At 72.5% G+C, this 23,698-nt stretch carries 20 protein-coding genes and 1 pseudogene; 7 read left to right on the top strand and 14 right to left on the bottom strand.

The annotated features are described in order from the left end of the window. The coding region (locus WCD74_RS15330) for a hypothetical protein (protein WP_337695720.1) at nucleotides 1-302 on the bottom strand (302 nt) is incomplete at its 3' end. A 95-nt stretch (nucleotides 303-397) separates the two neighbouring features. Continuing rightward, nucleotides 398-1,735, bottom strand: coding sequence for an Nramp family divalent metal transporter (locus WCD74_RS15325; RefSeq protein ID WP_337695719.1), 1,338 nt, complete (start codon nucleotides 1,733-1,735; stop codon nucleotides 398-400). Nucleotides 1,736-1,847: 112 nt separating this feature from the next. On the opposite strand from WCD74_RS15325, the gene WCD74_RS15320 reads away from it, so the two are divergent. After that, nucleotides 1,848-3,026 (top strand): cytochrome P450, encoded by a 1,179-nt coding sequence (locus tag WCD74_RS15320; protein WP_337695718.1) that lies wholly within the window; start codon nucleotides 1,848-1,850, stop codon nucleotides 3,024-3,026. 95 nt (nucleotides 3,027-3,121) lie between these two features. Here WCD74_RS15320 and WCD74_RS15315 read toward each other — a convergent pair whose 3' ends face one another. Next, on the bottom strand, nucleotides 3,122-3,883 hold the full coding sequence (locus tag WCD74_RS15315) for an aldo/keto reductase (protein ID WP_337695717.1): 762 nt from the start codon (nucleotides 3,881-3,883) through the stop codon (nucleotides 3,122-3,124). A 30-nt stretch (nucleotides 3,884-3,913) separates the two neighbouring features. On the opposite strand from WCD74_RS15315, the gene WCD74_RS15310 reads away from it, so the two are divergent. From WCD74_RS15310 to WCD74_RS15300, 3 genes are read left to right on the top strand one after another with little or no spacing between them, the layout of a single operon-like run. Next, nucleotides 3,914-4,996: a flavin-containing monooxygenase gene (locus WCD74_RS15310; protein ID WP_337695716.1), complete on the top strand. Its 1,083-nt coding sequence runs from the start codon at nucleotides 3,914-3,916 to the stop codon at nucleotides 4,994-4,996. Next, the gene (gene tsaA / locus WCD74_RS15305; RefSeq protein WP_337695715.1) at nucleotides 4,993-5,406 is read left to right on the top strand and encodes a tRNA (N6-threonylcarbamoyladenosine(37)-N6)-methyltransferase TrmO; all 414 of its coding nucleotides are present in this window, start codon (nucleotides 4,993-4,995) and stop codon (nucleotides 5,404-5,406) included. The genes WCD74_RS15310 and tsaA overlap by 4 nt, the downstream gene beginning before the upstream one ends. Before the next feature lies 1 nt (nucleotide 5,407). Further along, the gene (locus tag WCD74_RS15300) at nucleotides 5,408-6,202 is read left to right on the top strand and encodes an MOSC domain-containing protein (RefSeq protein WP_337695714.1); all 795 of its coding nucleotides are present in this window, start codon (nucleotides 5,408-5,410) and stop codon (nucleotides 6,200-6,202) included. 47 nt (nucleotides 6,203-6,249) lie between these two features. On the opposite strand, the gene katG is transcribed toward WCD74_RS15300, so the two are convergent. Both katG and WCD74_RS15290 read right to left on the bottom strand, forming a co-directional pair. Next, nucleotides 6,250-8,427: a catalase/peroxidase HPI gene (gene katG, locus WCD74_RS15295; protein ID WP_337695727.1), complete on the bottom strand. Its 2,178-nt coding sequence runs from the start codon at nucleotides 8,425-8,427 to the stop codon at nucleotides 6,250-6,252. A 22-nt stretch (nucleotides 8,428-8,449) separates the two neighbouring features. Then, nucleotides 8,450-8,917 carry a Fur family transcriptional regulator gene (locus WCD74_RS15290; RefSeq protein WP_337695713.1) on the bottom strand — a complete coding sequence of 156 codons (468 nt, stop codon included), beginning with the start codon at nucleotides 8,915-8,917 and terminating at the stop codon, nucleotides 8,450-8,452. Nucleotides 8,918-9,131: 214 nt separating this feature from the next. Here WCD74_RS15290 and WCD74_RS15285 point away from each other — a divergent pair, with 214 nt between their 5' ends. The 3 genes from WCD74_RS15285 (at nucleotide 9,132) to WCD74_RS15275 (ending at nucleotide 12,111) form a co-directional block, all read left to right on the top strand. Further along, nucleotides 9,132-10,250, top strand: a complete 1,119-nt coding sequence (locus WCD74_RS15285) for an NDMA-dependent alcohol dehydrogenase (RefSeq protein WP_286056969.1) — start codon at nucleotides 9,132-9,134, stop codon at nucleotides 10,248-10,250. Nucleotides 10,251-10,288: 38 nt separating this feature from the next. After that, nucleotides 10,289-11,209, top strand: coding sequence for an AAA family ATPase (locus WCD74_RS15280; RefSeq protein WP_337695712.1), 921 nt, complete (start codon nucleotides 10,289-10,291; stop codon nucleotides 11,207-11,209). 89 nt (nucleotides 11,210-11,298) lie between these two features. Continuing rightward, entirely contained in the window at nucleotides 11,299-12,111 is an 813-nt protein-coding gene (locus tag WCD74_RS15275; protein WP_337695711.1) for a VWA domain-containing protein, read from the top strand. A 71-nt stretch (nucleotides 12,112-12,182) separates the two neighbouring features. Here the strand turns inward: WCD74_RS15275 and WCD74_RS15270 are convergent, their stop codons facing one another. The 9 genes and pseudogenes from WCD74_RS15270 to WCD74_RS15235 all read right to left on the bottom strand — a co-directional run bounded on the left by WCD74_RS15270 (nucleotide 12,183) and on the right by WCD74_RS15235 (nucleotide 23,651). Then, nucleotides 12,183-12,491, bottom strand: a complete 309-nt coding sequence (locus tag WCD74_RS15270) for a DUF559 domain-containing protein (RefSeq protein ID WP_337695710.1) — start codon at nucleotides 12,489-12,491, stop codon at nucleotides 12,183-12,185. 95 nt (nucleotides 12,492-12,586) lie between these two features. After that, nucleotides 12,587-12,772, bottom strand: a pseudogene (locus WCD74_RS30045) (type IV toxin-antitoxin system AbiEi family antitoxin); the annotation flags it as partial. Nucleotides 12,773-13,195: 423 nt separating this feature from the next. Continuing rightward, the gene (locus WCD74_RS15265) at nucleotides 13,196-13,456 is read right to left on the bottom strand and encodes an acyl carrier protein (protein ID WP_337695709.1); all 261 of its coding nucleotides are present in this window, start codon (nucleotides 13,454-13,456) and stop codon (nucleotides 13,196-13,198) included. A 2-nt stretch (nucleotides 13,457-13,458) separates the two neighbouring features. Then, on the bottom strand, nucleotides 13,459-15,039 hold the full coding sequence (locus tag WCD74_RS15260) for an amino acid adenylation domain-containing protein (protein WP_337695708.1): 1,581 nt from the start codon (nucleotides 15,037-15,039) through the stop codon (nucleotides 13,459-13,461). Beyond that, nucleotides 15,036-16,049 (bottom strand): LLM class flavin-dependent oxidoreductase, encoded by a 1,014-nt coding sequence (locus WCD74_RS15255; RefSeq protein WP_337695707.1) that lies wholly within the window; start codon nucleotides 16,047-16,049, stop codon nucleotides 15,036-15,038. The genes WCD74_RS15260 and WCD74_RS15255 overlap by 4 nt, the downstream gene beginning before the upstream one ends. Continuing rightward, nucleotides 16,046-17,788, bottom strand: a complete 1,743-nt coding sequence (locus tag WCD74_RS15250; RefSeq protein ID WP_337695706.1) for a carbamoyltransferase family protein — start codon at nucleotides 17,786-17,788, stop codon at nucleotides 16,046-16,048. The genes WCD74_RS15255 and WCD74_RS15250 overlap by 4 nt, the downstream gene beginning before the upstream one ends. Nucleotides 17,789-17,895: 107 nt before the next feature. After that, nucleotides 17,896-19,908, bottom strand: a complete 2,013-nt coding sequence (locus WCD74_RS15245; RefSeq protein WP_337695705.1) for a glycosyltransferase — start codon at nucleotides 19,906-19,908, stop codon at nucleotides 17,896-17,898. A gap of 199 nt (nucleotides 19,909-20,107) precedes the next feature. Further along, a complete protein-coding gene (locus WCD74_RS15240; RefSeq protein ID WP_337695704.1) occupies nucleotides 20,108-21,169 on the bottom strand; it encodes a GNAT family N-acetyltransferase in 1,062 nt (353 codons plus the stop codon). Between the two features lie 76 nt (nucleotides 21,170-21,245). Beyond that, nucleotides 21,246-23,651 carry a xanthine dehydrogenase family protein molybdopterin-binding subunit gene (locus WCD74_RS15235; protein WP_337695703.1) on the bottom strand — a complete coding sequence of 802 codons (2,406 nt, stop codon included), beginning with the start codon at nucleotides 23,649-23,651 and terminating at the stop codon, nucleotides 21,246-21,248. Nucleotides 23,652-23,698: the final 47 nt, after the last annotated feature.

Here is a 23,698-nt window from a genome sequence, read left to right as displayed (position 1 = left end):
ACGAGGCGCAGGGCCGGTCGTCCCGACGACGGGTCGGCCGCCCCGTCCGCCGAGTGCACCAGCGTGAGGCTGCGCGACGGGGCCACGGCGGACCCGTCGTCGAGGACCTGCAGGGCCTCGACGAAGTAGCGCAGGAGGGCCTCCGGCGGGATGGCCCGCGAGAGCCACACCTCGCGGGTCTCCGGGTCGGCCACCCAGGCCGTCCGTCCGTCGAGGTGCTCCCAGTACACGCTCACGCCGGCCTCCCGCAGGACCGGCAGGGCCGCCAGCGGGTCGGGGACGAAATCGGGGGAAGCGTTCACGTCGGGACGTCCGCGCGGTGGGTGGTGATCGGATCGCTCCTCGCCGGAAGTTCGGCCGAACCTCCGCCGTCCTCCGCGGCAACCGGACGAATCGCTCAGCCCAGGCGACCCACCACGTCCGTCACGAGCAGCGCGAGGAACAGCACGGACGAGGCCCCGAGCAGCACGTTCGACAGCCAGCCCGAGCGGCCGCCCGCCGCGACCCGCGACGAGTTGAGCAGCAGCATCAGCGTGATCGCGAGGAACGGCATGAACACCGACCCGAGCACGCCGTAGACCAGCGTCAGCGCGAACGGCCGGTCGATGAACAGCAGCACCATCGGCGGCACCGTCAGCCAGAGCAGGTAGCCGCGGAACGCCCACGAGCGTTCGACGGTGGCCGCCTCGTAGGCGCCCCGCTCACCCTCCTCACCCTCGACGGCGGCCTCGGAGCCCACGGTGTCGGCCGCCTTCCCGTGCGGGAGGCGCAGGGTGCGCAGGGTGTCGGCGAACAGCAGGCTGACGCCGTTCCACACCCCGAGCAGCGAGCTCGTCGTCACCGCAAGGAAGCCGACGAGGAACAGGATCCGGGCCCACTGGCCGTAGTCGGCGCCGAGGACCTCGCCGAGGGTGAGCAGACCGCGGTCGGACTCCGTGAGGTCCTGTCCGAGCAGCAGCGTCGACCCGACGATGAGCATCGCGACGACGAAGATGCCGGTCATGACGTACCCGACGGCGTTGTCGAGCCGCATCATCGACAACCAGCCGGTGCCCTTCCAGCCCTTGGCGAACATCCAGTAGCCGTAGGCGGCCATCGTGATCGTGCCGCCGACCCCGCCGACGAGGCCCAGGACGTAGACCGTCGATCCGGCCGGCAGGCGGGGCACCAGTCCGGACGCGAGGTCGCCGAGGTTCGGGGTCACCAGGATCGCGACCGAGACGACCGTGACGAACTTCAGCGCCACCAGCACCGTCACGAACTTCTCGAAGACCTGGTAGCGCTGGGCCCACACCAGGGCGAGGCCGACGACGCCGGCGATCATCGCCCAGTAGCGCACCGACAGGCCCCCGAACAGCGCGTTCAGCGGCAGCCCGACGGCCGACATCGCCGTCGCGCCGTACACGAAGCCCCAGATCACGATGTAGACCGCGAAGAAGCCGGTGGCCCAGCGGCCGAGGCGGCGCCAGCCGTCGAGCAGGGTCGATCCCGACGCCAGGTGCCAGCGGCCGACCCCCTCGCCGAGGGCCAGCTTGAGCCCGGTGCCCACGAGCGCCGCCCACAGCAGGGCGGTGCCGTACTCGGCCCCCGCGACCATCGTCGCGACGAGGTCACCCGCGCCGACGCCGGCCGCCGCCGCGAGGATGCCGGGACCGAGGCTGCGGAACCGCGCGGCGCCGGTCGGCGGCTCGAGCGGCTCGGCCGGATGCTGCTGGACGGGCACGTCCTGGCTCATGGCGCCTCCTCGTGGCCGGGACGTGACAGTCTGCCGCATCTCGGGCACCCGGCCTTCCGCTCGACGGCAGATCGGGTGTGCCGGGTCACAGGCTCCCCGCACGATGGTCGGCGTGACAGCGGTCCACGACATCCCGGTCAGCGACGTCGATCTCTTCGCCGACGACGCCCGCCTCGACCCGAACCCGACCTACCGTGCACTGCGGGACGCCGGTCCGGTCGTGCTCATGTCCCGGCACGGCCACTACGCGCTCCCCCGCTACGCCGACGTCCGCGCCGCGCTCATGGACTGGCGCACGTTCTCCTCGGCGAAATCCGTCTTCGTCGACGAGGAGACGAACCGGAACCTCGAGGGCATCACGCTGTGCTCCGACCCGCCCGACCACACGATGATGCGCTCCGTGCTCGGGCGCCCGCTGCGGCCGGACCGGATGCGCGAGATCGCCCCGACCATCGAGCGGGAGGCCGACCGGGTCGTCGACCGGGTGGTGACCGCCGGCCGCTTCGACGCCGTCACCGAGCTCGCCGAGCACCTGCCGATGACGGTCGTGTCGACGCTGGTCGGGCTGGGTGAGGAGTACCGGCCGAAGATGCTGGAGTGGGCGGCGGCCATCTGGGACGTCCAGGGCCCCCGCAACCAGCGGTTCCTCGACGCGGGGCCGTCGGTCGACGAGTTCCTGTCGTTCGCCGCGAACGACGCCGTCCCCGGGCGGATCGACCCGGACGGCTGGGCCGCGCACCTCTACCAGGCCGCCGACCGCGGGGAGATGCCCCACGAGAAGTGCCCGGTGATGATGCTCGACTACGTCACCCCGAGCCTGGACACCACGATCCTGGGCATCGCGTCGATGATCGCGCTGTTCGCCGAGCACCCGGACCAGTGGGAGCTGCTGCGCGCGGACCGGTCGCTGATCCCGCACGCGATCAACGAGGCGCTGCGCCTGGAGACCCCGGTCCCGCAGTTCACCCGGGTCCTCACCGACGACCACGAGATCGACGGCGTGGCGCTGCCGGCCGGCAGCCGGGTCGCCCTGCTCTACGGCTCGGCCAACCGCGACGAGCGCAAGTACCCCGACCCGGACCGCTTCGACATCACCCGCAAGCCGTCCGACCACCTCGCGTTCGGCCGCGGCGAGCACGTCTGCGTGGGCATGCACCTCGCCCGGCTGGAGATGTCCGCGCTGCTCGAACGCCTCGCCGAGCGGGTGGGCCGCTTCGAGATCGTCTCGCGCACCCCGATGATCAACAACGGCCTGCGCGGCTACGAGCACCTCGAGGTGCGCTGCTCGTAGGCCCCCGTGATCACCAGTCCCGCACGGGGCCGCGGGGCCACCGGACAGGCGCGTGAGGGCCTGTTGATCATGAGTCGGTGCGTGTCCTCGCCGACCTACGGCCTTCTGCGCATCCGGTCGATCGCCCGGAGGTCCTTCCCGGAGAGCGTGACGCCGAGGCACCCCAGGTTCTCCGCCTGCCGGGCCGCCGACGTCGTCTTCGGGAACGCGATCAGCCCGCGCTCCAGGTGCCAGCGCAGCAGCACCTGGGCCGGGGTCGCGCCGACCCGCTCCGCGACCCGACGCGCGGTCGGGTGCGTGGTGAGCCGGCCCTCGCGCAGCGGCCCCCACGCCTCGGTCGCGATGCCGTGCCGCCGGTGGAAGGCCTGCATCGCCCGGTGCGGCGTCCGCGGGTTGGCGCGGATCTGGTGCACCGCGGGCACCACCCCGGTCGCGCCGACCACCGCCCGCACCTGCCGTCGGGAGAAGTTCGACAGCCCGATCGAGCGCGCCAGCCCCTCGTCCCGCAGCGCGATCAGCGCCCGCCAGGTCTCGACGTCCCGGTCGCCGGGCCGGTGGACCAGGTACAGGTCGACGTGGTCCGTGCCGAGCCGTTCCAGGCTCTCGGCCAGCGCCACGCGCGGGTCGCCGTGGCGGCCGTCGTCGAGCTTCGTCGTGATCCAGACGTCCTCGCGCGGCACGCCCGACTCCCGGAGCCCCTGCCCGACCTGCGCCTCGTTGCCGTAGCCCTGCGCGGTGTCGACGTGGCGGTGGCCCAGTTCGAACGCGGTCCGCGCGACACGGGCCGTGTCCTCGGGCGGCACGTGGTACACGCCGAACCCGAGCTGCGGGACCGACCGGCCGTCATTCAGTGTCACGCGTGGGATGTCGTCCATCAGAATTCGATGATGGACCTCGACGTGGCCGTCGTCGGCGCCGGCTTCTCCGGGCTGCTGGCCCTGCACCTGCTGCGCGAGCGGGGGCTGCGGGTGCACGCCTTCGACGAGGCCGGGAACGTGGGCGGGACCTGGTGGTGGCACGCCTACCCGGGCTCGCACCTGGACACCGAGGGGCACCTCTACCAGTACACGTTCTCCGAGCGCCTCTACCGCGACTGGGGCTGGAGCGAGCGCCACCCCGCGGGCTACGAGGTGCAGCGCTGGTTCCGGTTCGTCGCCGACCGGCTCGACCTGCGGCGGTCGATCTCGGTGCGCACCCGGGTGGTGTCGATCGAGGCGGCCGACGGCGGGTGGGCGGTGCGGACCGACGACGGCGGGGTGGCGCGCGCCCGCCACGTCGTGGCCTGCACCGGCCGGCTGCCGCGCGAACCCGACGTCGTCGTCGGCGCCTTCGAGGGCCTCGTCCTGCGGACGGCGGCGTGGCCCGAGGACGGGCACGACCTGTCCGGACGCCGGGTCGGACTGCTCGGGACGACCGCCGCCGCGATCCAGCTCGCGCCGTGGATCGTCGGGAAGGTCGCTTCGCTGGCCGTCGTCGCGAACGGGCCGCGCGACGTCCTCGCCCGCGAGAACCCGGTGTACGGCTGGCGCGAGCGCGACGACTACCGCGACGGGTTCGCGGCCCTGCGCGAGACGCCCCCGTCCGTCGCCCCGCTCGCTCCGGACCGCGCGGCGATGCGGGCCCGTCTCGACGACCCGGGGCTGGTCGACCTGCTCGTTCCCGACGCCGGGTCGGGGCGGGTCGTGCTCGACGACGGGTGGCTCGAGCTGTTCGCCCGCCCCGAGGTGACGGCGGTGCCGTGGCACGACCTCGCCCGGGTGCGCGGCGAGGGTCTGGAGCTCGCCGACGGCACCGTGCACGAGCTCGACGTCCTCGTGGTGACCGACGAGTTCGATGCGGGCGAGCCGACCGTCGGGCGCATCGCCGATGCGCAGGGCGTGCACCACGTCGTCGCCCCGGCGGGTGGTGGCACGGTGTCGTTCGACCTCATCCGTCAGGTGGAGGCCGTCGTCGAGGAGATCGCGGAATGACCTACACGCTGCGCGTGATCGGGCACGTCGAGTCGACGCTGACCGACCTCGCCGACGCCCCGAAGCAGGCCGACGAGGGCGCCCCGGACGCGTGGATCGTCCTGGACCCGTCGGTGGCCGACGCCGCGGCCGACCTCACGGTCGGGGACGAGCTCGTCGTCGTGACCTGGTTCCACCGGGCGGAGCGGGACGTGCTCGCGGTGCACCCGCGCAGCGACCCCGCCCGGCCACGGACGGGAGTGTTCAGCACCCGCTCCCCCACGCGGCCGAACCCGCTCGGGCTGCACACCGTGCGGGTGCTGGAGATCGTGGCGGGAGCGAGAATCCACGTGGACGCGCTCGAGGCGGTCGACGGCACCCCGGTCGTCGACCTGAAGCCCGCGCTCGCCCACCGTTGCGAGGAGAGATGACGTGCAGGTCTCGACGCTGACCCGCTATCCCGTGAAGTCGATGCTCGGCCAGCAGGTCGAGCAGGCGGCCGTCGGGGCCACGGGCCTGGAGTACGACCGCCGGTACGGGCTGATCGACGCCGAGACCGGCTACGTCGCGACCGCGAAGCACCCGCGGCTGTGGCGGCGGCTGCTGCAGTACAGCTCCGTGCACGACGGCGGGTCGGTGCGGGTCATCGCACCCGACGGACACGAGCGCGCCGTCGACGATCCCGCCCTGGCCGACGAGCTCTCCGCCGATCTCGGGCGGGCCGTGACGGTGGCCGACGCCCGCCCGGCCGGCTCGTCGGTGGAGCGCCCCGACCCGGAGGAGGTGCTCGCGCAGGGGGTCGAGGCGGAGGTCGAAGCGCCGACGCTAGAGATCAGCCAGGGCAGCGAGGGCGACACGTTCGTCGACCACTCGCCGATCCACCTGATCACGACGGCGACCCTCGACCACCTCGGCATCGAGGCCCTGCGCTACCGCCCGAACCTCGTGATCACTTCGGACGACGCGGAGCCGTTCGCGGAGAACGGCTGGGTCGGCCGGGAGCTCACCGTCGGCGACGTGGTGCTGCGGGTCGTGCTGCCCACGCCGCGGTGTTCCGTGCCGACCCTGGAGCACGGCGACCTGCCTCGTGCCCCGAAGGCCGTCACCCCGTTGATGCGGGAGAACCGCGTCGAGGTGCCGGGCTTCGGGGTCCTGCCGTGCGCCGGGGCGTACGCGCAGGTGATGCGGGGCGGGACGCTGTCGGTCGGCGATGTGCTGCGCCTGTGAGTACTAATCCGTGCTCCAGCACGGATCAGTACTCACGAGCTACGCACCTACACGTCGTACCGGTCGAGGTTCATGACCTTGACCCACGCCTTGACGAAGTCGCGGACGAACTTCTCCTCGGCCCCGGTCTCGGCGTAGATCTCCGCCACCGCGCGCAGCTCGGAGTTCGAGCTGAACACCAGGTCGTTGCGGGTGCCGGTCCAGCGGACCTCGCCGTCGGTCCCGCGCGCCTCGTAGAGGCCCTCCTCCTCGGCGACCTTGGCCCAGGTCGTGTTCATGTCGAGGAGGTTGGTGAAGAAGTCGTTCGTGAGCTGGCCGGGGCGGTCGGTCAGCACACCGTGCGTCGAGCCGCCCGTGTTCGCACCGAGCACGCGCAGGCCGCCGACGAGCGCGGTCATCTCCGGCGCGGTCAGGTTGAGCAGGTTCGCCCGGTCGACCAGCAGGTACTCGGCGGGGAGTGCGTGCCCCTTGCCGAGGTAGTTGCGGAAGCCGTCGGCCTTCGGCTCGAGGTAGGTGAACGAGTCCGTGTCGGTCCACTCCTGGCTCGCGTCCGTGCGGCCCGGGGTGAACGGCACCTCGATGGTCACGCCGGCGTCCGCGGCGGCCTTCTCGATCGCCGCACCGCCGGCGAGGACGATCAGGTCGGCCAGGGACACCTTGCCCGACGCCTGGGCGATGCCCTCCAGGGTGGACAGCGTCCGCCGCAGCTCCTGCGGGTCGTTGACCTCCCAGTCGATCTGCGGGTCGAGGCGCACGCGGGCGCCGTTGGCGCCACCACGCTTGTCACCGATGCGGAACGTGGACGCCGAGGCCCAGGCCGCCTTGACCAGCTGCGACACCGTGAGACCCGAGTCGAGGACCTGCTTCTCGAGCTCCTCGGCCTCGTCGTGGGTGAGCAGCGGGCCCTCGTGCTTCGGCACCGGGTCCTGCCAGATCAGCGTCTCCTGCGGGACCCAGGCACCGATGTAGCGGTCGATCGGGCCCATGTCGCGGTGGGTCAGCTTGTACCAGGCCCGGGCGAACGCGTCGTTGAACTCGGCGGGGTTCTGGTGGAACCGCTGCGAGATCTCCTTGTAGACCGGGTCGACCTTCAGGGAGATGTCGGTGACCAGCATCGTGGGCTGGCGGGTGAGCTCACCGGTCTCCGGGTCCGGCACCGTGTTGGCGCCGCCGCCGTTCACCGGGCGGTACTGCCAGGCCCCGGCCGGCGACTTGTGGAGCTCCCACTCGTAGCTGAACAGGTTCTCGAAGTAGCCGTGGCTCCACTTCGACGGCGTGGAGGTCCAGGTGACCTCGAGGCCGGAGGTGATGGTGTCGCGGCCCTTGCCCTTGCCGAAGCCCTGCTTCCAGCCCAGGCCACCCTCCTCGATGGAGGCGCCCTCGGGCTCGGGGCCGACGTACTGGTCGGGGTCAGCCGCACCGTGGGTCTTGCCGAGGGTGTGGCCGCCGGCGATGAGCGCGACGGTCTCCTCGTCGTTCATCGCCATCCGGCCGAAGGTCTCGCGGATGTCGCGCGCGGCGGCCAGCGGGTCGGGGTTGCCGTCCGGGCCCTCCGGGTTGACGTAGATCAGACCCATCTGCGAGGCGCCCAGGGGCTGCTCGAGCTTGCGGTCGCCGGTGTAGCGCTGGTCGCCGCCGAGCCAGTAGTTCTCCGGGCCCCAGTAGGTCTCGTTGTCCGGCTCAAAGACGTCCGGACGGCCGCCGGCGAAGCCGTAGGTGGTGAAGCCCGAGATCTCGAGGGCACGGTTCCCGGCGAAGATCAGCAGGTCGGCCCAGGAGAGCTTGCGGCCGTACTTCTGCTTGACCGGCCACAGCAGACGGCGCGCCTTGTCCAGGTTGCCGTTGTCCGGCCAGCTGTTGAGCGGCGCGAAGCGCTGCATGCCCATGCCGGCGCCGCCGCGGCCGTCGGCCAGGCGGTAGGTGCCGGCCGAGTGCCACGCCATGCGAATCATGAAGCCCGAGTAGGTGCCGAAGTCGGCGGGCCACCAGTCCTGCGAGGTCTTGAGGGTGTTGTCGACGTCGGCGGCGAGCTGGTCGAGGTCGACGGTCGCGAACTCCTTCGCGTAGTCGAAGTCCGGGTCCATCGGGTTGGACGCCTGCGTGTGACTGCGCAGGATCCGCAGGTTCAACTGGTTGGGCCACCAGTCGACGTTCCCGCCACCCTCGGTCGGGTGGGAGAGACGGCCGGCGTGGACCGGGCAGCCGCCCGCGTCCTCCGTGTTCATGTCCGTCTCGCGGGTGACGTGCTCAGACACGACTGTTCCCTCCGGTGGGGTGTGGAGTGGTGGTGGCGTGCGCCGCCTGACAGGAGGGGCAGCGCCCCCAGAAGACGATCTCGGCCTCGTCGATCGCGAAACCGTGGTCGTCCGACGCGGTCAGGCACGGTGCCTCGCCGACGGCGCAGTCGACGTCGGCGATGGCACCGCAGGACCGGCACACGACATGGTGGTGGTTGTCCCCGACCCGCGCCTCGTACCGCGCCGGTGAGCCCTCGGGCTCGATCCGGCGCAGCAGGCCGGCGGCGGTGAGCGCGCGCAGGACGTCGTAGACGGCCTGGTGCGACACCGCTCCGAGGTCGGCACGGACGAGACCGATGATCGCGTCCGTGTCGAGGTGCGGGTGGTCCTGCACCGCGGCGAGCACCGCGACACGGGGACGGGTCACGCGCAGACCGGCCTCGCGCACCTGGCGCTCGAACTCGGTCGTCGTGGGCACGTCCCCACCGTGCCAGCCAGACTGGAACGGATCAAGTTTCTCCGGCCATCGGCAGATTCCGCACCGCTGACGAGGGGTTTTCCGACGACGGACGTGTGACAGCTCCATGACGATGAACAGAGCCGTTGTGGGCACTGGTCACGGGCGACGATCCATGTGAGCATCGCCACCGCTGCATGTGTGATGTGTCCATCGCCGAGGAGGACGTTTCCCTATGAAGACCAAGGCTGCGGTCGTCTACGAGACCGGCAAGCCGATCGAGGTCGTCGAGCTCGACCTCGCGGGGCCCGAGGAGGGCGAGGTCCTGATCAGGTACACCCACGCCGGGCTGTGCCACTCCGACATCCACATCGCCAACGGCGACCTCGAGGCGCGCCTGCCGATGGTCCTGGGCCACGAGGGCGCGGGCATCATCGAGGAGGTCGGCCCCGGCGTCACGCGCGTGAAGCCCGGCGACAGCGTCGTCTGCTCCTTCATCCCCAACTGCGGTGTCTGCCGCTGGTGCGCCACCGGTCAGCAGGCCATCTGCGACATGGGCGCGAACATCCTCTCCGGCGAGCTGCCCAGCGGGCGCTTCCCCTTCACCGGGCCCGGCGCGGAGAAGAACTACGGCGCGATGTGCATGATCGGCACGTTCAGCCAGTACGGGACGATCAGCCAGACCTCGGTGGTCAAGGTCGACGACGAGCTGCCGCGCGAGAAGGCCGTGCTCGTCGGCTGCGGCGTCCCGACCGGCTGGGGCTCGGCGGTCTACGCCGCCGACGTGCAGCCCGGTGAGACCGTCATCGTCTCCGGTGTCGGCGGCATCGGCATCAACGCCGTGCAGGGTGCGCGCTTCGCGGGCGCGAAGAACCTCATCGCCGTCGACCCGCTGGAGAACAAGCGGGAGAAGGCCATGGAGCTCGGCGCCACGCACGCCGTCGGCTCCATCGAGGAGGCCGCCGACCTCGCCCGCCAGATGACCAACGGCAACGGTGCCGACAAGGCCGTCGTGACGGCCGGCCTGGTCACCGAGCAGATCATCACCGGCGCGTTCGATGCCATCGGCAAGGGCGGCACCGTCGTCCTCACCGGCCTGAACAAGCTGACCGAGCAGAACGTCCACATCCCGGGCTCGATCATGACCCTGTTCAAGAAGACGATCAAGGGCACGCTGTTCGGCGACTGCAACCCGACCACGGACATCCCGAAGATCCTCGGGATGTACCAGAGCGGGGACATCAAGCTCGACGAGCTGATCACGAAGACCTACACCCTGGAGCAGGTCAACGAGGGCTACGCCGACCTCGAAGAGGGCAAGAACGTCCGCGGCGTGCTCATCCACGAGCACTGAGCCACCCTCGAGCACTGAGAACGGAGCACCACACGTTGGTGGACACCGTCGCCACCGTCGGGCGCGGCCGGGAGACCGAGCTTCTCCAGGCCGCGCTCGACGGCGGTACCCATGTCGTCCTGGAGGGCCCGCCGGGCACCGGGAAGTCGACCCTGCTGCGCGGGGTCGCGCACTCCCGCAGCATCGGCTTCCACTTCGTCGAGGGGAACGCCGAGCTGACGCCGGCGCGGCTGGTCGGGCACTTCGACCCGGCCCGCGTGCTGGCCGACGGGTACGTCGAGGAGATCTTCGTTGACGGCCCCCTCGTCTCGGCGCTGCGCGAGGGCGGGCTGCTCTACATCGAGGAGCTCAACCGCGTCCCCGAGGAGACCCTGAACGTCCTGATCACGGTCATGAGCGAGGGCGAGCTGACCGTCCCGCGCCTCGGCCGGATCCCCGCCGAGACCGGGTTCCGCATGGTCGCGGCGATGAACCCGTACGACGCGGTCGGCACGGCACGGATCTCCGCCGCGCTGCACGACCGCACCTGCCGGATCGCCATGGGCTACCAGTCCGCGGCCGACGAGGCACAGATCGTGGCCGGCCGCGCCCCGGTGACCCCGGACGCGTGGCGGGACAAGGCCGTCGACCTCGTGCGTCGCACCCGCGAGCACAAGGACCTGCGGACCGGCTCGTCGGTCCGCGGCGCCATCGACCTCGCCCGGGTCACCGTCTCGCTGGCCGCGACCCGCGACCGGTCCGTCGACGACTGGCGGGTCGGGCTCGACGCCGCCACGGTCGCGCTGTCGGGCCGGATCAAGGTGATCGAGTCGGCGCGGCGCACGCCGGAGGAGGTCATCCGGGAGCTCTACGAGGCGGTCTTCGGGCGGGAGCCGTCGGAGAACGATCCGTCCGACTCCTCCGGGGATGATGCGTCGGGGGGAGCCAGAGCCCGCCCGGCGCGGGCAGCGGAGGGGTAGACCGCAAGTCCCGCCAGAAGGCCGCGCCGAAGACGTCGAGGTCGGACCTCGCCCGTCGTCACGAGGACTTCGAGTCGGTCTCGCCGCAGGTGGGCGAGATCGACCAGGAGACCTTCGACGCGCTCATGCGGGAGGACCCGGGGGCGGCCATGGAGCTCCTGGTCGACATGACCAAGGCGACCGACGAGACATTGCGGGAGAAGGCGCGCCGACTGGCGGGCACGATCCTGCTGGAACGCTCGAAGGTCGGGCCGTCGCGTGCCCGGGGCTCGTCCAAGCTCCGGTTGCGTCCGGCCGACCGCGGCGGCGACATCGACATCGACGCGTCGATGGAGCCGCTGGTCGAGGCGCGGGCCTCCGGTCTGCCCCCGCACCTGGAGGACCTCCACGCGGTCGACTGGGCCCAGCCGGGCATCGCGCTGTGCCTGCTGGTCGACACCTCCGGGTCCATGACGGGCGGTCGTCTCGCGGCGGCGGCCCTGACGGCGGCCGCGTGCGCGTGGCGGGCGCCCGAGGAGTTCGCGGTGGTGTCGTTCGAGCGGGAGGCGACCGTCCAGCGCGGGCTGCACCAGCCGACGCCGCCGGAGACCCTCGTCGACCAGCTCCTGGCCCTGCGGGGCCACGGGGTGACGGGGTTGTCGGCGGCGATGCGTTCGGCGGCCGACCAGCTCGTGGCCGCGCGCTCGTCCCGACGGGTCACGGTGCTGCTCTCGGACTGTCGGGCGACCGACGACAAGGACCCGGTGCCCCTCGCCGCGTCCCTGGACGAGCTGCTCATCCTGGCCCCGGCCGACGACTCGTCGGACGCGGTCGCGCTGGCGGAGGCGGTCGGGGCGCGGGTCGAGACGATGGCCGACCCGTCGGAGGCCCCGGCGGCGCTGGCACGGTTGCTGGACGCCTGATGATCACGACGGCGGGACCGGCGTAGCTGTTCTCGATCTCCGGAGCAGCCACCCCGCTCCCGCCGTCATGATCATGGGCGCCATCCACGGGCCCGGAGCTCGGTCAGCACCCGCTCGGCCAGGGCGTCGGGATCGGCCAGCTGGGACACCATCACGCGGAGCACCAGCCAGCCCATCGCGCGCAGCTGGTCGTCCTGGTCGATGTCCTTCATCCGGCGCGCCCGCTCGAGGTGGTCCGGGCCGTCGTACTGCAGGGCCAGGCGGTACTCCGGCCACGCCAGGTCGGGGCGGGCGACGACGTGGGCCCGCCCGTCGGGCGTGACCCGCACGACGCGGTACTGCAGCATCGGAGCCGGCACGCCGCGCAGGACGAGCTGCACCCGTGTCCGGCTCTCCGGGAGGGCCCGGCGCCGAACGCCATCAGCTCCGCCACTCGCCGGACCTTCTCGAGTCCCCGGACGTTCGGGTGGCGTCCGGCGAGATCGTGCAACCGCCACGGGCTGACCGGACCCCGCATCGCGAGGGCGTCGACCATGGCGACGCCGTTCACGAGGTCGAGTCGGCGCGCGAGGTCGAACGCGGTCCGCTCCGGCGTCGTGATACGGACCCCGTCGATCTCGGTGACCTCGAAGGGCCACAGCACGCCCCGCCGGACGACCACGTCCGGATGCCGGGGCCGCCGCTCGTGCGGCACGTACACCTCGGCCAGCTCGTCGACCACCGGAGCGCCGTGCGCGTCGGCGGCCAGCGAGCCGCCCACCACGGCGTCCGGCCCCAGCCACAGGCCCAGTGCCGCCCGCCGCACCGCCAGGGTGATCCGGGCGAGCGCACCGACGTAGACGTCCGGGTAGAGCGGGACGAAGCTCGGGCCACGCAGGCGTGACCAGGTGATCAGGCCCTCGCGCCGCGCGCGGGAGCCGGAGAAGGGGATGGCGGTCGAGGCGTCCGGCGCCGAAGTGGTTTCCACACCGGCTTGGAGGGGCGCCGGGCCGGATCGGTTCCCGATCCGCTCGTGATCAGATCGGCGGGACGGTCGTGGCTGTCCGGAAGATCGACAATAGCCACCACCGTCCCGCCGTCGTGATCACGCGGGCTCGGCGCCGACCTCCACCAGGAAGTCCGCCATCGACGCGACCGAGCGGAACCGTTCGACGTCGAAGTCGTCCAGCGGGAGCTGCACGCCGAAGGTCTCCTCCAGGGCGACGATCAGCGTCACCAGGGCGAGGGAGTCGATCAGCCCGGCCTCGAGGAGGTCGGTCTCGGCGTCGGGCACGTCGATGCCGGCCCGGTCGCTGACGACCTCGGCCACCCGGTCGCGCAGCCGGCCGTGGTCGGTCTCGGTCACCTTCACTCGCTCTCCTTCGGCGCCGGACGGAACCGCTCGCGCAGCGCCGGCCGGTCGATCTTCCCGTTCACGTTCTTGGGCAGTTCGTCGAGCACGAGCCACTTCGCCGGCACCATGTAGCGCGGCACCAACGTGCCCACGGCCCGACGCATGTCGTTCACCGGCAGCTCGGCACCCGCCGCCACCGAGTACGCGCAGCAGATCGTCGTGCCCTCGAACCCGCCGAGGTCGACGCCCACCACCGCGCACTCGCGGACCCCGGACACCGTGTTCACCGCGGTCTCGATCTCGCCCAGCTCGATCCGGTACCCGCGCGACTTGATCTGCGAATCGGTCCGACCGAGGAAGTGCACCACGCCCTCGGCGTCCGTGCGCGCGAGGTCACCGGTCTTGTAGATCCGGTCTCCGTCCGGACCGGGGACGAACGCGGCGTCGGTCTTCTCCTGGTCGCGCCAGTACCCCGGCGACAGCCCGACCCCGCCGATGTACAGCTCGCCGATCTCCCCGACCCCCGCCTCGCGCCCGTCCTCGAGCACGATCAGCGACTCCCCCGCGCACGGCACCCCGATGGGCACCGGCACCGACTCGTCCTGCGGGACGGACGGGACGTCGTAGTACGACGACGCGATCGTCGCCTCGGTCGGCCCGTACAGGTTCGTGAACCGCACGCGCGGCAGCTTCCGCATCCAGTGGGCGAGGATCGGCGTCGGCAGCACCTCGCCGCACCACAGCAGCCGCTCCAGCGCCGGGAAGTCGTCCTGCCCGACGGCGTCGAACCGCGCCAGGTAGGTCAGCACGGACGGCACCGAGAACCACTGCGTGAGCTCGCGGTCCCGGATGAACGCCGCCGTCTTCCGCGCGTCCAGACCCAGCGACGCCGGCACCAGGTGCAGCTCCGCGCCTGCCGCGAGCGTCGCGTAGATGTCGAACGTCGACAGGTCGAAGTGCAGCGGCGGGTGCCCCGAGATCCGGTCGCCCGGCTTCGTGCCGAAGTGCCCCAGCGCCCAGTCGACGAACGCGGACACCATGTCGTGCGTGATCATCACGCCCTTGGGGATCCCGGTGGACCCCGAGGTGAACAGCAGGTGCGCGAGCGGATCCTTCGTGACGTCGGGTCGGGTCGGGTCGAGCGCGGCGATGTCGGCCGCGGAGAACGCCGTCGTGAAGCGCTCACCCTCCAGCGGCGACTCCAGCGAGCCCACCGTCAGGTCCGAGAGGCCCTCCGCGACGAGGCCGTCGACCAGGGTGGTCGCCGACGCGTCCGCGAGCAGCACCGACGGCTCCGCGGAGCGGACGATCCGCGCGACCCGCGCCGCCGGCGACGCGGAGTCGACGGGCACGTAGACCCCGCCGGCCTTGAGCGTCCCGATCAGCGACGCGATCGTCCACGGCGTCTTGGCCGCGAGCACCCCGACGCGGTCGCCGGGCCGCACGCCGCGGTCGACGAGCATCGACGCGATGCGGTCCGTCAGCGCGTCCAGCTCCGCGTAGGTCAGGGTCTCGACCCCGTCCGGCCCGATCAGGGCCGTCGACCCCGGGGAACGTTCCGCGGAGGCGGTGAGCAGGTCCTCGAGACGGGTCATCGCGCCACCACGCCCGCCCGCCGGAACACCTCACCGATGTGGTCGAGCTCCTCGGCCGACGGCGGGATGTCCAGCACGAACACCCGCGTGCCCTGGCCGGCGTAGTGCGCGATCGCGGCGGCGACCCGGTCGTACGAGCCGACCAGGTACGGGCAGAAGGTCTGGTAGTTCTGGAACGGCCCGAGCCAGAACGGGTCGGGCTCGCCCGAACCGTCGGCCGTCACCGGCTGCGCCTTCGCCGCCGCGGACAGCTGTGCGTGCCACGACGAGTCGCTCGCCCGCATCGCCATCGAGTGCGCGATCTGGCCCTTGCGGTCGGTCGGGAACCGCTCCTCGGCGACCTTCCACGCGTCCGCGGTGTCCTCGCGGGCCACGATGCCGACGCGCACGCCCCCACCCGCGGGGGCCTCGGCGGTCTCCTGCCCCAGCGGCTCCGGGTACCGGATCGGCACCGCCCCGATCGCCTCGGCGGCAGCGCGACCGGCCGGCGACGACCCGGAGATCAGCACCTCCGGCATCAGCTCCGCCGGCAGCGCCGGGGCCAGCCGCAGGTTGTGCACCTGGTGCCAGCGGCCCTCGTGGGTCACCGTCTCCCCGCGCAGCAGCGCCATCAGGATCTGCGTGTACTCGGTGGTGCGGGCATAGCGGTCGTCGTGCTCGGTGGGGTCGCCGAGCGCGAGCAGGTCGTTGCGGAAGCCGCCGGCCAGCATGTTCAGGTGCACCGAGCGGCCGTGCAGATAGGCGAGCGAGCTGACCATCGACGCCGCGGTGAACGGGTGCATGTACACCGGCTGCACCGCCACCAGCGGCGCGAGGCGCTCCGTGGCGGTGATCGCGTGCTGGGCGACCAGCCACGGGTCGGCGATGCCGTTGTCGGTGTACACGAGCATCCCGGTGCAGCCGGCCGCCTCGCTCCACCGCGACACCTCCGCGACGGCCTGCGCGTACGTCCCCGCCGGCACGTCCTTCGACTGCGGGCAGGTGGAGTAGATCTGCACGGGACCGGTCACCGCTGCGTCCCCTCCACCACGAACCCCTCGATGTAGAGACGGTCCAGGGCGATCCGGGCGAACGTGTCGACCGCCGTCGCCGGGTCCATGATCAGCGGCTGGCCCTTGACGTTGAACGACGTGTTCACGACGCAGCCCGTGCCCGTCCGGTCGCGGACCTTCTCCAGCAGGGACGCGAACGTGGGGTTCAGGCCCGGCGTCACCGTCTGGATCCGCGCCGAGTCGTCCTCGTGGACGATCCCGGACAGCGCCGGCTTCGCCTCGGGCCGCACGTGCGCGGTGCAGAGCATGTAGTGGTCGGGCTCGAAGCCGCGGGTGACGAACAGCCGGTCGCGGTCGTCGACGTGCACGGCCGGGGCGAACGGGCGGAACGCCTCGCGGAACTTGACCGCGGAGTTGATGCGGTCCTTGATCCGGTCGCCGTCGGGCCGGGCGAGGATCGAGCGGTTGCCCAGGGCCCGCGGGCCGAACTCCATGCGGTCGTGGAACACCGCGATGATCCGGTCGTCGGCGATGTCGTCCGCGGCCGCGGCGAGGTACTCCTCGGTCAGCCCGACCTCGCGCCACCGCAGGTCCGGCCGCGCCTCGAGCACGGCCCGCACCTCGTCGGCGGAGTAGCGGGCGCCCAGGTACGGGTCGAACGGCGTCGCGACCGGCCGCAGGTCCTCCGCCACCGCGTAGGCCGCTCCCAGCGACGACCCGTCGTCCCCGGAGGCCGGCTGGACGAAGAGGCGCTGCACGCCGGGCAGGTCGGCGATCGACTGGTTGGACTTGCAGTTCAGGAACGTCCCGCCGGCGAGCGCCAGGTTCGTCTCGCCCGTCCGCTCCAGCCAGTGCCCGACGAGGGAGACCAGCAGGTCGGTCAGGCACTCCTGCATGGAGGCGGCGAAGTCGGCCTCGTCGCGCTGGATGGAGCCGTCCGGGACGGCGGGGGTGAAGGTCTGCTCCTCGAGCAGCGCCCGCGCGCGCGGGTAGCCCCGCTCGGCGTCGGCGAGCGCCCCCGACGGCCAGTCGATCACGACCGAGCCCTTGTCGTGGTCGAAGCGGGTCAACTTCTGGAAGACCCCGCGATAGCGTGACGGATCGCCGTAGGGCGCGAGGCCCATGACCTTGTATTCATCATTGTTGAACTGGAAACCGAGGAACCGGGTCCCGATCGAATACAGGATCCCGAGCGACGCGGCGATCGGCTGCGTGTGCAGTTTCTCCAGCTCGGTGCCGACGAACCGGAAGATCGTCAGCGAGTCGACCTCGCCCATCCCGTCCGAGACGACCGCGAGCCCGCGGTCGAAGCCGCTCGGCACGGTGGCGGACAGGGCGTGGGCCCGGTGGTGCTCGACCGGGGTCAGGACCGCGGCCAGCTGCGGCCACCCCGCGTCGGTGAGCGCGTCGCGCACCGTCTGCGAGCTCAGCACCTCGTCGAAGTGCGTCCGGTTCAGGGCGAAGGCACGGCGGTGGCGGTCGTAGTCGAAGCCGTGGGCCACCACGTCGACGTCGTCGGCGGTCACGCCCGCCTCGGCCAGGCACCAGGCGATCGCCTGCCGCGGCAGGGCGCCGGTGCCCTTGTCGCCGTCGAACCGCTCCTCGGACGCCGCGGCCACGAGCGACCCGTCGACGATGATCGCCGCCGCGCTGTCGAGGCCCTGGCAGATTCTCGCGTCGAGCGGGTCGATGTCCGGGTTGCCCTCGTGAAGCTTCCGTCGGGAATTCGGAAGACCACTGAGTCCGAGAACGATCATCGAGCGGGGCCCCCTCGTGGACGAATGCCGACTCCCTCACTATGACGCGCGAGTTCGCCTGCGGTTCATCCGGGGTGGGAGTCCGCGCGAATCGGACAACGCAGACCTCACACCCGCGTGGCGGCCTCCGTCGCGCCCGGGAACGGGTGTCCGAGCACCGTCACGAAGGCCCGCTGGTAGGCGTCGACCATCGCGTCGTCGGTGTAGAGCGCCAGCGCCCGCTCGCGGCCGGCGCGGCCGAGCCGGGCGAGCTCGGCCCGGTCGTCGAGCGCGCGGCGCAGCGCCTCGGTCCACGCCGGGACGGTCACGGGGTCGACGACGACGCCGGCCCCGCCGAAGTCGAGCATCTCGGGCACCGACCCGCTCGCGGAGGCCATCACCGGCACCCCGCGGGTCATCGCCTCCACCATCACCAGCGGGAACGCCTCGAACCCGCTCGGCACGCACAGCACGTCGGTCTCGGCGAACGCGTGGTCCGGACCGGGCGACACCCCCCGCCAGCGCACCTGCCCGCGCAGGTAGGTCGGGGTCTCGGCCTCCATCGCGGCACCGTCGGGGCCGACGCCGAAGATGTCCAGCGTCCACTCGTCGGGTCGCGCGAGGGCGTCCAGGGCGCGGATCAGCAGGGTCGTGTTCTTGTAGGTCCGCAGGCGGGTGAGCATGCAGAAGCGCACCGGCCCGCTCGCGGACACCTCGCCCAGCGGCTGCCCCGGCGTCAGGCCGTTCGGCGCGACCATGACGGTGTCGGTGAGGCGCTGGTGGCGGGACAGGTCCGTGTGGTGCTGCCGGGAGAGCACGAGCAGCCCGTCCGCGGTGCGCAGCGCCCGCGCCTGGACCTCGGAGTACGTCGGCCGGTCGAGCTCGGCCGGGTCGTGCGCCGCGGGGATCCAGTACCGCCGCTGGCCGACGGCGCGCCCGAGCGCGCGCCACGCCGTCGCGAACCCGATCTCGGTCTTCGTGCACCCGCCGACGACGATGGCCTCGTCCGTCGCGGCCACGTCGACCACCGGCTGCCACCAGGGCTGCATGAGCATCCGCACGCGGGGGTCCAGCTCGGCGATGTACTGCCCGAGGTGCTGGAGGCACACCAGTGTCACCGGGTGCCCGCGCTCGACGAGCTCGTTGGCCAGCACCACGCGCTGCCGCTCGGCGCCGCCCGGCCGCAGCCCGTTGGTGATCACGACGACGGCGGGGCGTCCCCCGGCCTCGCGGGCCAGGGCGTCCAGCCGGGCGCGGCGGGGCCCGCGCTTGGAGCGCTGGACGCGGTCGAGCAGCGTGGACCCGGCCGCGTAGAGCGACCCGCGGCCCGCGTTGTGCTCCAGGCCGAGCACCATCACCTGGGCGCTGCGCAGCAGGTCGGAGCCGCGCATGGAGGCGAGCGGGTCGTCGGCGACGGTCCCGCCCGAGGAGTGGCGCACCTGCGGCCCGGCGGCGGGGTCGTCCACCAGCCGCAGCTCCCAGCCGGCCTTACGCGCGTTCGGCTGCCAGGTGGCGTCCTCGCCGTAGACGAAGAACTGCTCGTCGAACGGCCCGAGGGCGTTCCAGGCGTCGCGGGCGATGAACAGCGCGCACCCGGTGAGGTAGCCGTCCACGCGCTGCGGCGGCTCCGGGTACAGGTCGCTGACCGTGCGGCCCCGCAGCCGCTTCGCGTACCCGGCCGAGTTCAGCAGGTTGCGCACCACCCCCTGCTCGCGGTGCGCGACGTCCCACGGCAGGTCGCGGCCCTCGGGGTCGAGCACGGTCGGCGAGACGACGGCGACGCCCGGCTCCGCCAGGGCCGCGCGCGCCGCGGTGCACGGCCCGAGGAGCTCGGCGTCGGGGTTGAGCTGCAGGACGTCGTGCTCGGGCACCTGCGCCATCAGCGCGTTCATCGCCGCGATGTAGCCGAGGTTGAACTCGGAGAACGTCCACGTGACGCCGGGCCGGCCGGCGGCGAGCTCGCGCACCGCGGGCGAGCCGGAGGACGCGTTGTCCCACACGTGCACCCGCGCCTCGGGCAGCCACTTGTCCACGCTCGCGAGCGCGCGCTCGAGCAGGTCGGCGCGCCGGTAGGACACGATCAGGACGGCGAGGCCCCGCTCCCCGGGTCGAGCTCCGCTGCGCTTCGTCTCCTGGGACACGGTGGTCGATTATGTGTGCAGGGCGGTCGCGGGCGGTCCGGGGGGCGGCGTCCGGCGGGGAGGGCCCCGGGGCGGCGCCCCGTGCAGCTTGTCGCGGGTTACCGAGGGCCTGGGCGCACCTTGTCGCTGGGATTCACAGCGACAAGGCGACCCCCGACCCGGGATTCCCCGCGACAAGGCGACTACGAGCCGGAGCCACCTACTGGCGCGCCGCGTGCGAGACCAGCCACTCGCCCTCGAGGTGGCTGCAGAGCGACGTCGTGGAGCTGAGCAGGCCCAGCACGTTCGCCTCGGCGTGGACGAGGGCGCGGGCGTTCTTGCGCACGAGCACGCCGGGCCGCCCGATCATCCCCGCGGACACGGGCTCCAGCCGGCCCTGGACCGCGGCCGCCCCGTGCGCGGCGGCGTGCGCGACCAGGTGGTCGAGGACCGGCTCGGGGTCGGTCCCCGTGACGCCGACCTGGAGGACCTCGGCGACCCCGCCCGGCGGGAGCAGGTGGATGAACCAGCCGAGCACCCGGCCCTGCGCGTTGCGGACGAGCTGGGCGTGCAGCTCGCCCCGGTCCAGCCGGCGCAGCTCGGCGAGGACCCACTCCAGATAGGCCGGGTCGTAGTCCGGGCGCAGCCGCAGCCGGCGGCCCGCCGCCGCGACCTGCTCGGCCAGGGTCTCCGCGGTGAGCGGCTCCGTGCTGCCGGAGGGGCGCGGCGGGGGCGGGACGAGGCGGCCCCCGAGGGCGTCGACGGGCCGCGCCACGAGACGGGCCGCGCGGGCCAGGCGGCCGGAGCGCCGCGAGACCAGGGCGTCCGCGGTCGCGCCCGGGGAGAGCACCCGGAACCAGGCGATCGAGGCGCCCGGCAGCTCCTGGCCGCCGAGACCGAGCCAGAGCCCGCGGGACTCGTCGTTCGCGCGGTCGGCGACGGTGAACTCCTGCGGGCCGCCCAGCAGCTTGCGGTTCAGCAGCGCGCCGACGCCCTTGGAGCGCCAGTCCGGGTGCGCGACCAGGTTGCTGCTGACCGCCATCCGCACCTTGCGCCCGTCGAGGACCATGCGCCGGGTGCTGGCGGCGATGAAGCCGACGATGCCGCCGTCGGGGCCCTCGTGGACCAGCGGGGGGATCTCGGGGTCGGCCCACGGGTCGTCGAGCAGGATCCGTCGCAGGTACGGCGCGACACGCTCCGCCGAGGCGCCGCCCATGACCTGGGCGAACAGGGTGCTGACCTGCGGGAGGTCACTGCGCTCCAGGGCGCGGATACCGGCCATCCGCAGCACTCTACGAAAGCAGGACGCACGACGGCGGGTGGGGCCGTGTGCCCCACCCGCCGTCGGGAAATGCGTCTCAGGCGTCCGTGCCGTCCGGGACGTGCTCGGTCTCGGCCTTGCCCGCGTACTCCGGGCCCGCCTGGTGCCGGGTGCCCGGGTCGGACGCCCCGTTCGTCGCCGCGCCGTCGATGGCCCGCCACACCGCCTCCGGGGTCAGCGGCATGTCGATGTGCGTCACCCCGAGGTGCGAGACGGCGTCGATGACGGCGTTGTGCACCGCCGGCGTCGACCCGATCGTCCCGGACTCGCCGATGCCCTTCGCCCCGATGGGGTTGAGGTGGGTCGGCGTCTCGGTGTTGGAGGCCTCGTAGGAGCAGAGGTCCGCCGCCGACGGGATCGTGTAGGACGCCAGGTTGCCCGTGGTCGGGTTGCCGTCCTCGTCGTAGGTGACCCGCTCGAACAGGGCCTGCGAGATGCCCTGGGCGATGCCGCCGTGCTGCTGGCCGGCGACGAGCATCGGGTTGAGGATGCGCCCGCAGTCGTCGACCGCGACGTGGCGCAGCGGCTTGACCATGCCGGTGTCCAGGTCGACCTCGACGACCGAGATGTGCGTGCCGAACGGGAAGCTCGACTGGCCCTGCTTGAAGTCGAGGTCCTCGCGCAGCGCGCGGCCGGCGCCGTCCTCGAGCCCGGTGCCGTCCTCGGACGCCGTGGCGACCTGCTGCCAGGTGATCGTGTTGCCGGCGACGCCGCGCACGCCGAACCCGTCGTCGGAGTGCTCGATGTCCTCGACGGCGGCCTCGAGCAGGTGCGCCGCGATCTCGCGCGCCCGGTGGACGAGCTCGGTCGAGGCGTTGTGGATCGCCGAGCCGCCGGTCTGCAGCGACCGGGAGCCGAGCGTGCCGGCGCCGGACCGCACCACGGCGGTGTCGGACTGGACGACCTTGACCTTCTCCATCGGCACGCCCAGCACCGCCGAGGCGAGCTGCGCGAACGCGGTCTCGTGGCCCTGGCCGTGCGCGCTGGTGCCGGCCATGACGGTGAAGGTGCCGTCCGGGTGGGCCTGCGCGGAGCCGTACTCGCCGTCGAGGCCGAGCGGGGCGGTGACCTCGACGTAGGAGCCGACGCCGATGCCGAGCGCGACCCGGTCGCCCGCGTCGCGGCGGCGCTTCTGCTCGGCCAGCAGCTCGTCGTAGCCCGCGGCCGACTTGGCGGCGTCGAGGGCCTTCTCGTGGTCGGCGTTGTCGTACTCGGCGCCGGTCAGCGAGGTCATCGGGTACTGCTCGGGCTGCAGGTAGTTCATCCGGCGCATCTCGAGCGGGTCGACGCCGATCCGGTCGGCGGCCATGTCGATGATGCGCTCGAGCAGCTGGGTCGCCTCGGGGCGCCCGGCCCCGCGATAGGCGCCGACGGTGGTGGTGTTGGTGACGACCGTCTTCCAGGAGAACTCGATCGCCGGGATGTCGTAGACACCCTGGGCCAGCAGCTGGGTCAGGCTCGGGAGGATCGTGCCGACGGCCGGGTACGCCCCGCCGTCGCCGATGACCGACGCGCGCAGGCCGACGATCTTCCCGTCGTTCTTGACGCCGAGCTCGACCCACTGGACCTGGGCGCGCCCGTGCACCATCGAGAGCATGTTCTCGGAGCGGGTCTCGTTCCAGCGGACCGGCCGGCCGAGCAGCATCGCCGCCTTCGCCGCGATCGTGTACTCCGGGTAGGCCGTGGCCTTGGGGCCGAAGCCGCCGCCGACGCGGGGGGCGACGACGCGGACCTGGTCGGCCTCGAAGCCGAGGTCGCCGGCGATCGCGTCGCGGGCGCCGTGCGGGGTCTGCGTCGAGAGGTAGAGCGTGATCCCGCCGTTGGGCTCGCCGGGCTGCACGACGCAGGCGTTCGGCTCCATCGGGACGCCGGCCAGCTTCTGGTTGAGGAACTTGCCCTCGACCACGACGTCGGCCTCGTCGAAGATGCCGGCGACCTCGCCGGTGCCCGCACCGGCCACGAGGTTGCTGCCGACCTCGTCGAACAGCACGGGAGCGCCGTCGGCGAAGGCCTCCTCGATCCCCGTGACGGCGGGCAGCGGCTCGATGTCCGGGAACACGGTCTCGGCGGCGTCGAGCGCCTGGCCCGCGGTCTCCCCGATCACGGCGGCCACGATGTCGCCGACGAAGCGCACCTTGCCCTTCGCGAGGTGCGGACGGGACATCGCGTCGGGGACGACACCGGGCAGACCGGGACGGTCGGCGACGTCGAGGTCGGCCGCGGTGTAGACCGCGACGACGCCCGGCATGCCGCGGGCCTCCTCGACGTCGATGTCGCCCAGCGTGCCGTGGGCGATCGGCGACCGGACGAAGACCGCGTGCAGCGCCCCCTCGACGGGCAGGTCACCCGTGTAGGCGCCGGCGCCGGTGATCAGTTCCTGGTCCTCGGTGCGCTTGACCGGGTGCCCCAGGATCGAGCCGCCGGTGTGGGTCGTGACGGTCACGCAGAACTCCTCTTGCCGTGGTGGCGCGTCCACCATGGACACTAGAC

This window comes from Actinomycetospora aurantiaca, from assembly GCF_037401875.1.
In the GTDB taxonomy this organism is placed as follows: domain Bacteria; phylum Actinomycetota; class Actinomycetes; order Mycobacteriales; family Pseudonocardiaceae; genus Actinomycetospora; species Actinomycetospora aurantiaca.
Note: the sequence above shows the minus strand (reverse complement) of the source record. Positions and strands in the feature narration are given on the sequence as shown.